Source organism: Spirabiliibacterium pneumoniae (assembly GCF_014884995.1).
Lineage (GTDB): Bacteria > Pseudomonadota > Gammaproteobacteria > Enterobacterales > Pasteurellaceae > Spirabiliibacterium > Spirabiliibacterium pneumoniae.
In genome coordinates this window covers 341554-355057 of sequence record NZ_JABMII010000004.1, presented here as the reverse complement: position 1 = coordinate 355057, position 13504 = coordinate 341554, and the positions used below count along the sequence as shown (strand labels likewise).

Below are 13504 nucleotides of genomic sequence, written 5' to 3'. Positions count from 1 at the left end.
TCCTTATTTTATTTTGCAATGTCGAGAAGTTGAGCGAAGTCATCACACACCCAGTCAGGCTTCGACTCGCTGATCGGAATGTTATAGTTATAGCCGTAGGTCAGCCCCACCACGGGGCAGCCAGCGTTGTTGGCGGCGAGGATGTCATTGCGCGAGTCGCCGACAAACAGCAATTGTTTTGGGTACACGCCAAATTTGCCACACAAATAGAGCAGCGGCGCCGGGTGTGGCTTGATACTTGGCAGCGATTGCCCGCCAAGGGTTTCGCTAAAGAGCTGGTCAATGCCAAAGGCCTTGAGCACTGGCACAACGTGGCGGGTTGGCTTGTTGGTGACAACCGCGAGGGTGTAGCCGCGTGCTTTCAGCGTTTCCAGCGTGTCTTTCACGTGGGGGAACAGGCGGCTTTTGTTGCAGATGTTTTCGCCGTAATAGTGACCAAAACGTTCTTTGATATGCGCAACCGCACTTTCATCCAGCTCCGCTTGTGTCCAGGCAATCGCGCGGCTAATTAACACATCGGCACCATTGCCAATCCATGTCAGCACCAATTCTTCAGGTGCTTGTGGCAAGTTGTGTTCGGCGAGCGCTTGATTGACTGATAAGGCTAAATCGGGCAGGCTATCAACTAGCGTGCCGTCTAAATCAAATCCAATAACTTTAAATTGACTCATACTGTTCTCTTATTTTTTCACGTCAGCGAGATTGGCGCGCATGGCGTCAATCACCTGCTTGTAATCATTTTGTTCAAAAATGGCAGAACCTGCTACAAACATATCGGCACCGGCTTGAGCAATTTCGGCAATGTTGTTGACTTTCACTCCGCCGTCCACTTCAAGGCGGATGTCAAAGCCGCTTTCATCGATGCGCTGGCGCACCTGTTGAAGTTTTTCCAGCGTGCTTGGAATAAACGACTGCCCGCCAAAGCCGGGGTTAACCGACATCAGCAAAATCACATCGAGTTTATCCATCACATAATCAAGATAACTCAGCGGCGTGGCGGGGTTGAACACAAGGCCAGCTTTGCAGCCACAATCACGGATTAATTGCAAAGTGCGGTCGATATGCTCGCTCGCTTCAGGGTGGAAGGTGATGTAGCTTGCGCCCGCCTTGGCAAAATCAGGAATGATGCGATCAACGGGTTTGACCATCAAATGCACGTCAATCGGCGCGCTGATGCCGTAGTTGCGTAGCGCTTTACACACCTGCGGGCCAAAGGTGAGGTTGGGCACATAGTGGTTGTCCATCACATCAAAGTGAATCACATCGGCGCCTGCGCGCAGCACCTCGGCGACATCGTCGCCAAGGCGCGCTAAATCCGCTGATAAAATAGACGGAGCGATTAAATATTGCATAGTGTACCTTTATGATTTTTCAAAACGCGTTAAGATAGTTTACTACAGTTGAGCAAACACTGTGAAATAAATTCACGGAAATCACACAAGGAGTGGCGCGTTATGGCCTTTGATGCAAGCAAAATCACCTTTTTTGAACGTTTTGAGCGGGATATCGTTGCTGGGCGCAAAACCATCACCATCCGCAATCGCGATGAAAAAGACTATCTTCCCAACACGGTAGTGGCGGTTAGCACCTATGAAGACGACCGCCACTTTGCCAATATTCGCATTTTAAGCGTCACGCCGATTACGTTTGATGAGCTGAACGCAGAACACGCCGCGCAAGAAAATATGACGCTTGAACAGTTAAAAGCGGTGATCAGCGAAATTTATCCAAACGAGACCGCACTTTATGTGCTGAAATTTGAAGTGGTGGCGTAAAAGTGCGGTTATTTTTTGCGATTTTTGCGCCATTTTTTGAGTAACGGCTCGCTTTGAATTGGTTCTTCTTGATAGTCAAACACGGGTAACGACAGCCGAAAATAAATCGCCAACAACCGCAGCCCGAAGCCAGCGATCAGCGTGAGGATAACCACCAAATCGTGGGGCACGCCTAAGTGTGGTAGTCCCCAATAAATTGCGGCAGAAAGTAGCGCAATGCTGGCGTAGAGTTCTTTTTGGAACACCAGCGGAATGCGATTGCACAGCAAATCCCGCAACACGCCACCAAAGGCACCCGTGATGACCGCCGCCACCGAGGCAATGATAAACCCATGCCCCATGCTGAGTGCCACCTGCGCGCCGATAATGGAAAAGACGATCAAGCCCAAGGCATCCAGCACCAAAAACACGGTGCGGAAATAGCGCATCATCGGCGCGGTAAACACTGTCGCCACTGCCGCGCCTGCGACAATAAGAATGTAATGTGGGTGCGCCACCCAACCGAGAGGATAATGCCCAAGCAGCATATCACGAATGGAACCGCCACCGATGGCCGTCATCGAGGCGATGATGATCACCCCAAAGAGATCCATTTTCTCACGCCCCGCTGCCAGCGCCCCTGTGATCGCCTCTGCGGTAATTCCAATGATGTATAAAATGCTCAGCAGCATAGCGCCCACCTTGAGAGAGTTGAGCGCATAGACTAAAACGAAATAGCCGAAAAATAAAGTGAAAAGTGCGGTTTAAAAGTCGTTTTCGGTGCGATTTTGTGATCTTGGGTGAACTTTATTTCTTTGCTACTGGCATGGTGATTTTTTATCCGTTATGATGTAAAAAAAATGTTAATGGCGAAATCCATGATTCGAGTGAAAACCCAAGCCTATTGGCGCGCGACCGCACTTTTGTCTTTTTCTTCTTTCTTGGTGTTCTGTAACCTTTACACCGTGCAGCCGTTGCTGTCGATGTTTGCTGCACGTTATCAAGTGAGCATTCAGCTGGCGAACTGGATTTTTGCCGCCGCCTCCCTTGGCATGAGTTTGTGTTTGATCCCATGGGCGATTTTAGCCGATCGCTATGGGCGGCGGTTGATGATGCTTTTAAGCCTGAGCCTGACCGCACTTTTTACCTTTTCTCTGATGTTTAGCAATACGACGGAAGTGTGGATTGCGTTGCGCTTTTGCCAAGGCGTGGCGTTGGCAGGGCTGCCTGCGGTGGCGGTGGCGTATATTAGTGAAGAATTTGAGCAAAGTGCGGTGGTCTCGGCGGTGGGGATTTATATCGCCGCCAATTCCATCGGTGGCATTTCAGGGCGGCTTGTCGGCGGCTTTTTGGCGCAATGGTTTGATTTGCATGCGCCAATGGTGTTCACAGGGGGGATCACGCTCATTGGCACAGTGCTGACCGCACTTTACCTACCGAAAGAACAACATTTCACGCCGCAAGCCTTAGGGCTGAAAGCCACGGTTGCGAATTTGTGTGGGCATATTAAAAATCCGCTGCTGTGGCGCACGTTTATTATCAGCGGACTCTGTTTTGGCATGTTTATCAATCTCTATTCCGTGGTGGGGCTGCGGTTGCAGGGCAGCCCATGGCATTTAAGCACGTCACAGGTGTCGATGCTGTTTTTGTGCTATCTTTCAGGTACTTTTGCCGCGTCAATGGCAGGGCGTTTTAGCCGCCGTTTTAATGCGCCGAAAGGGATGTTGATCGGCTGGCTTGTGTTGATGGTGGGGATTGCGTTTTTAGCCAGTTCTTGGCTGTGGCTGATGGTGCTTGGCTTGCTGATTTGCGCTATTGGGTTTTTCTTCACCCATGCGCTAGGTAGTGCGTGGGTGGGGAAAAGTGCGAAGAAGGCACGTGCCTTGGCTAGCGCGTTGTATCTTTCCTGTTATTATCTTGGGGCCAGTTTCGGTGGCGATTATTTGCTGGCGGTGTGGGCAAATGCACCGTGGTATTGGGTGCCATTGGCAGCACAGGCGTTATTATTGATTGTGTTGTGGTTAATGCTCGGGCTTTATCAGCGCTGTCAGTAAAAAATGACATATTATTTTCAATTTTATAGTAAAAAAGTGTCATCCTAAGTTGAACAAATCTCATATTGTCGGTAAACTTTTATTCCCCATTTTATTAATGGGTATAAATAATAATGTGCATGTGAAAAGTAAAAACTGATTATTAGGATTTGTTATGAATAAGGAACTCTCTGACGATTGTCATTCGTCGTCTTTACGTGATCGGCTGCGAAAATTTGGCCCTGGTATTTTAATGGCATCGGCGGCTATTGGTGGTTCACATTTAATTGCCTCCACCCAAGCGGGTGCCATTTATGGCTGGCAATTAGCCTTGATTATCGTGTTGGTTAATATCTTCAAATACCCTTTCTTCCGTTTCGGTACGCAATACACCCTACAAACAGGTGAAACTTTACTTGAAGGCTATATGCAAAAAGGTAAAGTCTACATTTGGGCATTTCTAATCACTAACTTAATTATGAGCGTGATCAATATTGCTGCAATTTCCCTGTTATGTGCTGTGATTATGGGATTTATGCTGCCATTTGGGTTTGATGTGCCTGTATTGACTGTGACCTTGATGCTCGTCAGTACGCTGATTTTAGTGTTTGGAAAATACCGCTTATTAGACAGTGTCTCGAAAGTCATTATGCTGACATTAACGGTTGCAACCATCATTGCCGTGATTATTGCATTTGGACGTGGAGCTGTTGCGCCTGTGGATTACATCGGCCCAAGCCCGTGGAATATGGGGGCACTTGGCTTTATTGTAGCGCTGATGGGCTGGATGCCTGCACCGATGGACATCACTGTGTGTAACTCTATGTGGGTGGCAGCAAAACGCCGTTTGACCAATGTGTCGTATAAGGAAGGCATTCTAGATTTTAACGTGGGTTATCTCACTACCGCACTTTTAGCTCTTGTGTTTCTTGCGCTCGGTGCTCTAGTGCAGTATGGCGCAGGAGAAACCGTACAAATTGCTGGTGTAAAATACGTTGGACAATTGATTAATATGTATGTTATCACCATTGGCGAATGGGCGCGCTGGTTAATCGCCTTTATTGCTTTTGTGTGTATTTTTGGCACCACACTGGCGGTGATGGACGGCTATTCCCGCTGTTCACTGGAAAGCATTCGAGTTATCTTACATAAAAAAGAAAGTCGCCCAACCTATGTGAATTTAATGATTATTTTTAATGTGATTGCCGCATTAATTTTAATCTTTTTCTTCAAAAATGCCCTCGGCCCAATGCTGAAATTTGCCATGATTATGTCGTTTGTGTTTGCGCCTGTTTATGCTTGGCTCAACTTCTCACTGGTACGCAGCGGTAAACACCGTGTAACAGGCTGGCTTTATTGGCTTTCTATCGCTGGATTAATCTATCTCATTGGTTTTGCATTACTTTTTGTTGTGCAACAATTTGGATTGATCTGATTTTCAAGCATAAGCTAAGTGCGGTTCTTGGTTAATCGCACTTACGCTGTCGTTCATTTCTCTATTTTACGATTAGGCGTAGAGGCCTATAGTCGAGATTGTTTCAAGTTCTATTATGCAAAATTCTACACAAGACACACTTTCTACTTGGCACACTAAATTACGTGCTCTTGGACCAGGAATCTTGATGGCGTCAGCTGCAATTGGTGGCTCACATCTTATTGCCTCAACTCAAGCAGGCGCTATTTATGGCTGGCAACTAGCTCTGATTATTGTGTTAGCGAATTTATTTAAATATCCATTCTTTCGCTTTGGTGCACAATACACCCTTGATAAAGGAGAAACCCTGCTTGATGGTTATATGAAAAAGGGTAAAGGCTATATTTGGGCATTTTTGTTAACCAATTTGATAATGAGTGTGGTGAATATCGCAGCAGTATCATTGTTATGTGCGGTAGTCACTAGTTTTGTATTGCCATTTCACGTTGATGTACCCGTATTGACTGTCAGTGTTGTGATTGTCAGTACAATGATTTTAGTCATGGGAAAATATCGCCTACTTGATAGCATATCAAAAATGATTATGCTGACCTTGACTATTGCAACTGTTATTGCCGTGGTAATAGCCTTTAGTCGAGGCGCTGTCGCCCCTACTGACTATATCGGACCAAGCCCTTGGAATATGGGGGCACTCGGCTTTATTGTGGCACTGATGGGTTGGATGCCAGCACCAATGGAAATCACTATTTTTAATTCAATGTGGGTGGTGGCGAAATCTCGCTTATCTCCAGTATCCTACCGCGATGGCATTTTTGATTTCAATGTGGGGTATATCACCACCGCACTTTTAGCATTGGTGTTTTTGGCTCTGGGTGCTTTGGTACAGTTTGGTGCAGGCGAAACAGTACAAATTGCAGGCATAAAATATATTGGTCAGCTGATTAATATGTATGTCAGCACAATGGGTGAATGGGCTCGCTTTTTGATTGCGTTCATCGCCTTTGTCTGTATTTTTGGTACAACCCTCGCCGTGATTGATGGGTACTCTCGCGCCACGCTTGAATGTTTACGCATTATGTTACACAAAAAACATAATCGTCCAAGTTTTGTTAATTTATCGATTATTCTCAATGTCGCAGCAGGGCTTGTCATGATCTTTTTCTTCAAAAATGCACTAGGTCCAATGCTGAAGTTTGCGATGATCATGTCCTTTGTGTTCGCCCCTGTTTACGCATGGCTCAACTTTAGTCTTGTACGCAGCGGAGAGCATCGCGTCACTGGCTGGCTCTACTGGCTCTCCATTGTCGGCTTAATATATCTGATCGGCTTTTCATTGTTATTCATCATCCAACAATTTGGCGTGATCGGGTAAGTTTCCTCTATAGAAGTGCGGTTTCTACCGCACTTTTAGTTTTTATTGAGTTATTTTATCTGAAAAATCCTCCTTTTGGAGGTGTTTTTGTGTGGTGTGCGGTTATTTTTATGACATAAAAGCCATGTCTTAAGAATTATTTTAGCATATTATACTTTTCCATTTTTATAATAAGTTGCCTTTTTGTTAAAATTTATTTGCTAATTTATTGAATATTAAATAAAATCAAAATCAGGCTGTTTTATGCAGCAATAGTATGTTTTTTTATATAATATTATTTTTATTGTTATTTCTAGATAAAAGTGTTTTATTTTGACAATTTAGACGAATATTGATGTGTATTTCAACGCATTTGTCTGTGTGAACACTAAGGAGCAATTATGCAATATGCCTCTGCATCAGAGAACGAAAAATCGACTTGGAATTCCAAACTGCGCGCCTTGGGACCAGGTGTATTAATGGCATCTGCTGCTGTAGGAGGGTCTCATTTGATCGCTTCAACACAGTCTGGGGCGATTTATGGTTGGCAGCTTGCGCTAATTATCGTACTGGCCAATTTATTCAAATATCCTTTTTTCCGTTTTGGTGCACAATACACGTTAGACACAGGAAATACCTTACTTGAAGGCTACCGCCAAAAAGGCAAAGTTTATTTATGGATATTCACTATCATGAATTTGTTCGCGACTGTGGTTAATACAGCGGCGGTAGGTTTATTGTGTGCGGTGATATTAACGTTTGTTCTGCCATTTAGCGTGCCGTTACCGCTGTTGAGTATGGTAGTGCTCGTGTTGAGCTTGATTATTTTGTTGTTCGGAAAGTACCGTATTTTAGACGGCATCTCAAAGATCATTATGATTGCGTTGACTGTGTCTACAGTGATTGCTGTGATGATTGCCTTTAGTCGTGGAGCCGTTGCGCCACCGGACTACATTGGTCCAACACCATGGAATATGGGTGCATTAGCATTTATCGTCGCACTGATGGGGTGGATGCCAGCGCCAATTGAAATTTCTGCGGTGAACTCTATGTGGGTGGTAGCGAAACGTCGTTTAAACAAATTTTCCTACAATGATGGCTTGTTTGATTTCAATGTCGGTTATATTGGCACGGCTATTTTGGCACTGGTATTCTTAGCATTGGGTGCTTTGGTGCAGTATGGCTCAGGCGTTGAAGTGCAAAAAGTGGGCGGCAAATATATCGCGCAATTGATTAATATGTATGCCTACACCATCGGTGACTGGTCACGCTGGCTAATTGCTTTCATCGCCTTTGCTTGTATGTTTGGTACAACTATTACCGTTATTGACGGCTACACCCGCACCAGTGTAGAAAGCATTCGTCTTTTATTAAACAAAAAACATACCCGTCAAAGTATACTTAATGTTGCCATGGCAATTACCACTGTTTCAGGGATTGTGGTGTTGTTTTTCTTCAACAATGCGCTCGGACCGATGTTGAAATTCGCTATGATTGCGTCATTTGTATTAACCCCTATTTTTGCCTTTTTAAATTTATTACTGGTCATGAAAGGCGAACACCGCGTGCGTGGTGGCTTGTTTATTCTCTCAGTGGTGGGGTTGATTTACCTAACAGGCTTTGCGCTGTTGTTTATCGCTCAACAGCTAGGAGTGTTTGCCTAAGCAAATTTCCATTCATTGGTGAAAAGTGCGGTTATTTGACCGCACTTTTGCGTTATACTAATGCCCATTCAATCATGGGAGGAAAATGTGACGGCAAGTGTGTTGATTGTGGATAACCACGATTCGTTTACCTACAATTTGGTGGATTTGTTCAAACGGCTGCCGTTGTCGGATCTTCATGTGTGCAAAACGGAAGAACTGTCCACTCGATCAATCGAACCGTTTAGTCATATTTTGATTTCCCCTGGGCCTGACGTGCCACAAGCCTATCCACAACTGTATGATTTTTTGGCGCATTTTTATACCCAAAAGGTGATTTTGGGCGTGTGTTTAGGACACCAAACGTTGTGTGACTTTTTCGGCGCGCGGCTTTATAACCTCAACGCAGTACGCCACGGGCAAGTGGGAACACTTGTGCCCCTTGCACCGTCACCTTTGTTTAAAAATCTGCCGAAATCTTTTAAAATAGGGCTCTATCATTCGTGGGCCATCGCTCAAGATAGCTTACCTGACGAGCTTGAGGCTTGTGCGTGTGACCAAACAGGCGTGTTGATGGCTGTGCAACACCGCACTTTACCGCTTTTTGGGGTGCAATTTCACCCTGAATCGTTCATCAGCGAACACGGACAACAACTGTTACATAATTGGCTCAATGTCACAATGGAATAAAACAATGACCCATTACACTTCAAATACATTAATTTTTATAAAGCTCTTTTGGCATCGCTACAACGAGAATAAGCTCAATATGGCGGCGGGATATTTAACCTACAGCACGATGTTGGCGCTGGTCCCGTTGGTGATGGTCAGCCTTGCGATTTTTTCCGCCTTTCCCGTATTTAAAGAGGTGAGCGGTGAAGTGCAGCATATGATTTTTAGTAATTTTGCGCCAGAAACGGGCGGTGTGGTGCAAGATTATATCAATGAATTTGTGGAAAATTCCAAAAAAATGAGCGGCGTTGGGATCATCGGTTTGATTGTAGTAGCGCTGATGCTGATCTCCTCCATCGACCGCACTTTGAATGATATTTGGCCCAATACTAACTCGCGTACACTGTTTGTCTCTTTTGCGATGTATTGGATGATTCTTACCCTCGGACCGCTTTTTTTGGGTGTAAGCGTGATTGTCAGCTCGTATATTTTTTCCAGTGATGCGTTTAATAATGCGACATTTAGCACCTATTTACTGAGCATTATCCCCTTTTTGCTGACCTGGCTGGCGTTCACCTTGATTTATACGGTGGTGCCGAATACCAAAGTAAATTTGCGTTATGCCATGATCGGCGCGCTGATTGCCGCCATTTTCTTTACACTGGGTAAGCGTGCGTTTACGTGGTACATCTCGGCTTTTCCGTCTTATCAGCTGATTTATGGTGCGATGGCAACACTGCCGATTTTGCTGCTATGGATTCAACTAAGTTGGACATTTGTGCTGCTCGGCGCGCAGTTAACGGCGGTGCTGGAAGATATGCGGTTGATTAAAAATGGCGAAATGCCGAATAATCGTGAATACGAAGTGCGCCAAGAAAAATTGCAACAAGCCCTCATTGAGTTGCAACACCATAACGAAGAAAACCAAGGAGAGCGTCATGATAGCACTGATTCAACGCGTTAAACACGCTAGCGTTAGCGTAAATGAACGCTGTGTTGGGCAAATTGACACAGGACTGTTGGTGTTGCTTGGGGTGGAAAAAAACGACGACGAGCACCGTGCCGATCAGCTGTTAAAAAAAGTGCTGGCTTATCGCGTGTTTAGTGATGAGGCGGGCAAAATGAACCTCAACGTACAACAAGTGAGCGGCGCATTGCTGGTGGTTTCTCAGTTCACGCTCGCGGCAGACACCCAAAAAGGGCTGCGTCCGAGCTTTTCTAATGGTGCCAGCCCAGAGATGGCGGAAAAACTTTATGACTATTTTCGTGTCAAAGCCAGTGAACAGATTCAAACGCAGTGCGGTATTTTTGCCGCCGATATGCAAGTGAGTTTAACCAACGACGGGCCGGTGACATTTTGGCTACACGTCTAAGGAGCAGATGATGAAAAAACACTTACCCCTTTTGACCGCACTTTGCCTCAGCCCCGTGCTTGCATTCGCCCATGAGCCTGCAGCGCAGGCGTCTCAAAACATCACCTTCACCGTACAAGCCCAACGTCAAGTAGAGCGCGACGTAATGCAAGTTACCTTTTTGGTTGAGGAAAAAGGCAGCGATCTTAAAGCGCTTAATGCTGATGTCAATGACAAAATGAACCAAATTGTGAATGCTGCGAAAGCGTTAGACTTACCCAAAGGGACGACAAGCCGCAATACCTACGTCAATTACAATAAAAAGTCAGAAGCAGAAAGCTGGGTTGACCGTGCGCAATATCGTGTTAAAAGCCAAGATTTTAATAAACTGGGTCAGTTAATTAACCAACTCAGTGGCGTAGCGGCGGTGGATGATATTAGTTTTAGTTTATCACAACAAAAACGCCAACATTTAGAACAAGAGATGACCGCCGAGGCGATTGCCGCCTTCAAACAAAAAGCGGACTTTATCGTGCAACAATTTGGTGCCAAAGGCTATCGCATTGTCGATCTTACCATCGGCTCAAACTCAGGCAGTATGCCGCGGCCTTACATGGCCAAAGCAGCCACGGCGATGTATTCCGCCGAAGCTGAGAGCATGCCCATTGAGGCAGGCGAGGCGGATGTGAATCTCGGCATTAACGCCACGATTAATTTAACCGAATAGTACGATTGCGTGTTATAATCGCATTACTTTACATCAACTGGCGGAGAGCCTATGAATATTGCAAAAAATACCGTGGTAGGCATCGCTTACCAAGTGCGCACCGAAGATGGCATTTTAGTGGACGAAGCACCAGCTAATCAACCGTTGGAATACCTCCAAGGGCATAATAATTTGGTCATCGGGCTGGAAAATGCTTTAGAAGGTCATGGCGTCGGCGATAAATTTGACGTGCGCGTGAAACCTGAAGAAGGCTACGGCGAATACAATGACAACCTCGTGCAACGCGTGCCACAAGATGTGTTTGTCGGCGTGGACGGCTTAGAGGTTGGCATGCGCTTTATTGCAGACACCGACGTTGGGCCATTGCCCGTTGTGATCACCGAAGTAGGTGATGATTACGTGGTGGTGGACGGCAACCATATGCTCGCAGGGCAAGAGCTGCTGTTTAATGTGGAAGTGGTCAGCGTGCGCGAAGCTACATTGGAAGAAATTGCCCACGGGCATGTACACCAAGAAGGCAGCGGTTGCTGTGGTGGGCATGACAGTGATGAAGAAGGTCACGGCTGTGGTTGTGGTCATCACCACCATGAACATGAGCATCATGACAGCTGCTGTGGCGGTGAGCATGAGCACCATCATGGTGGCTGCTGTGGTGGCAAACACGAACATTGATTTAAAGCCAAAGTGCGGTCAAACCGCACTTTTTGTTTTTCACACAAAAGAGCACTATGCAAAGTTTACAACCTTTCCACACCTTCGGCATTGCCGTGAATGCCAACGCGGTGATTGACATCACCAGCGCCGATGATTTATACCACGCTTGGCAAAGAAACGCCCATCAACCCCGCTTATTGCTAGGCGAAGGCAGCGATGTGTTGTTTTTACAAGATTTCCACGGCGTGGTGTTACGCAATCAAATCAAAGGCATTGAGGTTAACGAAGACGACAGCCATTATTATCTGCACGTCAACGCTGGCGAAAATTGGCATGAACTGGTGCAATTTTGTGTGGCGCGTGAGATGGGCGGGCTGGAAAATCTCGCCTTGATCCCAGGCTGTGCGGGCAGTGCGCCGATTCAAAATATTGGTGCCTATGGGGTGGAATTTGCGCAGGTGTGCGATTATGTCGATTGCCTTGATTTAAACAGCAGTGAAACGCGGCGTTTGCAAGCATCGCAATGCCAATTTGGCTATCGTGAAAGCATTTTTAAAAGCCAATACCGCACAGGCTATGCCATTGTAGCGATCGGCATTAAGCTCGCAAAACGTTGGCAACCGCACTTGCACTACGGCCCACTGCGCGAGCTTGATGCGCGCACAGTGACCCCGCGTGAGGTGTTTGCCCAAGTGTGCGCCATTCGTCAAGCCAAATTGCCCAACCCCGCAGAGCTTGGCAACGCGGGCAGTTTTTTTAAAAATCCGATTGTCAGCCCAAGCCACTATCACCAATTGCAAGAACGTTATCCCAACATACCTGCTTACCCACAAGCGGACGGACAAGTGAAATTAGCGGCAGGCTGGTTAATTGACCAATGTGGACTTAAAGGTAAACAAATTGGCGGTGCTGCCGTGCATAGCCAGCAAGCGCTGGTATTGGTCAACAAAGGTCATGCCACGGGAGATGATGTGCTGGCCTTGTCGCGCTTCATCTATCAGCAAGTGATCGCGAAATTCGGCGTAGCGCTGGTGCCTGAAGTGCGGTTTTATGGCGCGCAAGGCGAGCTCGATAGTGCTGAGGCGGTGCGTGGATGAGCGAGCCAACGCCTGAGCTGCTTGACGCACAATATCTGCGCCAAGCATTGGGGGACACAACGGTGTTGATCTTTAAGGAGATTGACTCCACTAACGCCTATTTGCTGCGTGAGCAAGCCCCGCACAATACGCTGTGCACTGCTGAGACGCAAACAGCGGGTCGCGGACGGCGCGGGCGAGTGTGGCATTCCCCCTTTGCACAAAATTTATACTTTTCTTTGCGATGGGATTTCACCCAATTAGCCCCTCATCTGCCCAAGCTCAGCTTGCTGACCGCACTTTGCATTGCCCAAACGCTAAGGGCGCAGGGGGTATCCAACGTCGCGCTCAAATGGCCCAACGACATTTATTTAGACGATCGCAAACTCGGTGGCATTTTAATTGAAACGCAAAAATTCAGCGCTCAACACCAGCATATGGTGATAGGCATCGGGCTGAATTTAGCCATGCAAGCGGTGCAACAAGGGGCAATTACCCAACCGTGGGCAAGCCTTGCGCAAAGCCATTTAACACTGTCTCGCAACGCATTATTGGTGGCGCTGGTGAGTGCGCTAAAAGAATGTTTTGCGCATTTTCAAGCGCAGAAAGGGATGCTCTCCCTCGCGGCATTTGTCCAGTTTGATTGTTTTTTAAACCGCAATGTGCGCCTACTACAAGAAAATCGGCATATTGATGGCGTTTATCGCGGCATTGACCCTGACAGCGGCGAGGCAATTATCGACACACAAGGGCAACGGCAACGCTTTCATATCGGGGAAATTTCCCTGCGATTACATGAGGAATAAC

15 protein-coding genes are annotated in these 13504 nt (G+C 46.6%); 12 read left to right on the top strand and 3 right to left on the bottom strand.

Going from position 1 to position 13504, the window contains the following annotated elements; all coding sequences use genetic code 11:
• Window positions 1-8: 8 nt before the first annotated feature.
• Both HPC38_RS04125 and rpe read right to left on the bottom strand, forming a co-directional pair.
• The gene (locus HPC38_RS04125) at window positions 9-671 is read right to left on the bottom strand and encodes a phosphoglycolate phosphatase (protein ID WP_208120000.1); all 663 of its coding nucleotides are present in this window, start codon (window positions 669-671) and stop codon (window positions 9-11) included.
• 9 nt (window positions 672-680) lie between these two features.
• Entirely contained in the window at window positions 681-1352 is a 672-nt protein-coding gene (gene rpe, locus HPC38_RS04120; protein ID WP_208119999.1) for a ribulose-phosphate 3-epimerase, read from the bottom strand.
• Between the two features lie 102 nt (window positions 1353-1454).
• Between rpe and yqfB the strand changes: the two genes are divergently transcribed.
• Entirely contained in the window at window positions 1455-1775 is a 321-nt protein-coding gene (gene yqfB, locus HPC38_RS04115; protein ID WP_208119998.1) for a N(4)-acetylcytidine aminohydrolase, read from the top strand.
• 8 nt (window positions 1776-1783) lie between these two features.
• Here the strand turns inward: yqfB and HPC38_RS04110 are convergent, their stop codons facing one another.
• A complete protein-coding gene (locus tag HPC38_RS04110) occupies window positions 1784-2446 on the bottom strand; it encodes a trimeric intracellular cation channel family protein (RefSeq protein ID WP_208119997.1) in 663 nt (220 codons plus the stop codon).
• A 186-nt stretch (window positions 2447-2632) separates the two neighbouring features.
• On the opposite strand from HPC38_RS04110, the gene HPC38_RS04105 reads away from it, so the two are divergent.
• The 11 genes from HPC38_RS04105 to HPC38_RS04055 all read left to right on the top strand — a co-directional run bounded on the left by HPC38_RS04105 (window position 2633) and on the right by HPC38_RS04055 (window position 13503).
• Window positions 2633-3808, top strand: coding sequence for an MFS transporter (locus tag HPC38_RS04105; RefSeq protein ID WP_208119996.1), 1176 nt, complete (start codon window positions 2633-2635; stop codon window positions 3806-3808).
• A gap of 154 nt (window positions 3809-3962) precedes the next feature.
• Window positions 3963-5222, top strand: a complete 1260-nt coding sequence (locus HPC38_RS04100; protein WP_235977609.1) for an NRAMP family divalent metal transporter — start codon at window positions 3963-3965, stop codon at window positions 5220-5222.
• A 115-nt stretch (window positions 5223-5337) separates the two neighbouring features.
• Window positions 5338-6594, top strand: a complete 1257-nt coding sequence (locus HPC38_RS04095; protein ID WP_208119995.1) for an NRAMP family divalent metal transporter — start codon at window positions 5338-5340, stop codon at window positions 6592-6594.
• 380 nt (window positions 6595-6974) lie between these two features.
• Entirely contained in the window at window positions 6975-8237 is a 1263-nt protein-coding gene (locus HPC38_RS04090; protein WP_208119994.1) for an Nramp family divalent metal transporter, read from the top strand.
• A 60-nt stretch (window positions 8238-8297) separates the two neighbouring features.
• Window positions 8298-8906: an anthranilate synthase component II gene (locus HPC38_RS04085; protein ID WP_208119993.1), complete on the top strand. Its 609-nt coding sequence runs from the start codon at window positions 8298-8300 to the stop codon at window positions 8904-8906.
• Window positions 8907-8910: 4 nt separating this feature from the next.
• Entirely contained in the window at window positions 8911-9852 is a 942-nt protein-coding gene (locus HPC38_RS04080) for a virulence factor BrkB family protein (protein WP_208119992.1), read from the top strand.
• Complete coding sequence (gene dtd / locus HPC38_RS04075) at window positions 9827-10261, top strand: D-aminoacyl-tRNA deacylase (RefSeq protein WP_208119991.1); 435 nt, start codon at window positions 9827-9829, stop codon at window positions 10259-10261. The genes HPC38_RS04080 and dtd overlap by 26 nt, the downstream gene beginning before the upstream one ends.
• A 10-nt stretch (window positions 10262-10271) precedes the next feature.
• On the top strand, window positions 10272-10967 hold the full coding sequence (locus tag HPC38_RS04070) for an SIMPL domain-containing protein (RefSeq protein WP_208119990.1): 696 nt from the start codon (window positions 10272-10274) through the stop codon (window positions 10965-10967).
• 51 nt (window positions 10968-11018) lie between these two features.
• A complete protein-coding gene (gene slyD, locus HPC38_RS04065) occupies window positions 11019-11639 on the top strand; it encodes a peptidylprolyl isomerase (RefSeq protein ID WP_208119989.1) in 621 nt (206 codons plus the stop codon).
• A gap of 56 nt (window positions 11640-11695) precedes the next feature.
• Window positions 11696-12718, top strand: coding sequence for a UDP-N-acetylmuramate dehydrogenase (gene murB / locus HPC38_RS04060; RefSeq protein ID WP_208119988.1), 1023 nt, complete (start codon window positions 11696-11698; stop codon window positions 12716-12718).
• Complete coding sequence (locus HPC38_RS04055; RefSeq protein ID WP_208119987.1) at window positions 12715-13503, top strand: biotin--[acetyl-CoA-carboxylase] ligase; 789 nt, start codon at window positions 12715-12717, stop codon at window positions 13501-13503. Before murB ends, HPC38_RS04055 begins: the two co-directional genes overlap by 4 nt.
• Window position 13504 lies beyond the last annotated feature (1 nt).

Bases quoted from the DNA above. Each gene is read 5' to 3' on its own strand.
- HPC38_RS04125 (WP_208120000.1), bottom strand. From the start codon at position 671: ATGAGTCAATTTAAAGTTATTGGATTTGATTTAGACGGCACGCTAGTT.
- rpe (WP_208119999.1), bottom strand. From the start codon at position 1,352: ATGCAATATTTAATCGCTCCGTCTATTTTATCAGCGGATTTAGCGCGC.
- yqfB (WP_208119998.1), top strand. From the start codon at position 1,455: ATGGCCTTTGATGCAAGCAAAATCACCTTTTTTGAACGTTTTGAGCGG.
- HPC38_RS04110 (WP_208119997.1), bottom strand. From the start codon at position 2,446: ATGCTGCTGAGCATTTTATACATCATTGGAATTACCGCAGAGGCGATC.
- HPC38_RS04105 (WP_208119996.1), top strand. From the start codon at position 2,633: ATGATTCGAGTGAAAACCCAAGCCTATTGGCGCGCGACCGCACTTTTG.
- HPC38_RS04100 (WP_235977609.1), top strand. From the start codon at position 3,963: ATGAATAAGGAACTCTCTGACGATTGTCATTCGTCGTCTTTACGTGAT.
- HPC38_RS04095 (WP_208119995.1), top strand. From the start codon at position 5,338: ATGCAAAATTCTACACAAGACACACTTTCTACTTGGCACACTAAATTA.
- HPC38_RS04090 (WP_208119994.1), top strand. From the start codon at position 6,975: ATGCAATATGCCTCTGCATCAGAGAACGAAAAATCGACTTGGAATTCC.
- HPC38_RS04085 (WP_208119993.1), top strand. From the start codon at position 8,298: ATGCCCATTCAATCATGGGAGGAAAATGTGACGGCAAGTGTGTTGATT.
- HPC38_RS04080 (WP_208119992.1), top strand. From the start codon at position 8,911: ATGACCCATTACACTTCAAATACATTAATTTTTATAAAGCTCTTTTGG.
- dtd (WP_208119991.1), top strand. From the start codon at position 9,827: ATGATAGCACTGATTCAACGCGTTAAACACGCTAGCGTTAGCGTAAAT.
- HPC38_RS04070 (WP_208119990.1), top strand. From the start codon at position 10,272: ATGAAAAAACACTTACCCCTTTTGACCGCACTTTGCCTCAGCCCCGTG.
- slyD (WP_208119989.1), top strand. From the start codon at position 11,019: ATGAATATTGCAAAAAATACCGTGGTAGGCATCGCTTACCAAGTGCGC.
- murB (WP_208119988.1), top strand. From the start codon at position 11,696: ATGCAAAGTTTACAACCTTTCCACACCTTCGGCATTGCCGTGAATGCC.
- HPC38_RS04055 (WP_208119987.1), top strand. From the start codon at position 12,715: ATGAGCGAGCCAACGCCTGAGCTGCTTGACGCACAATATCTGCGCCAA.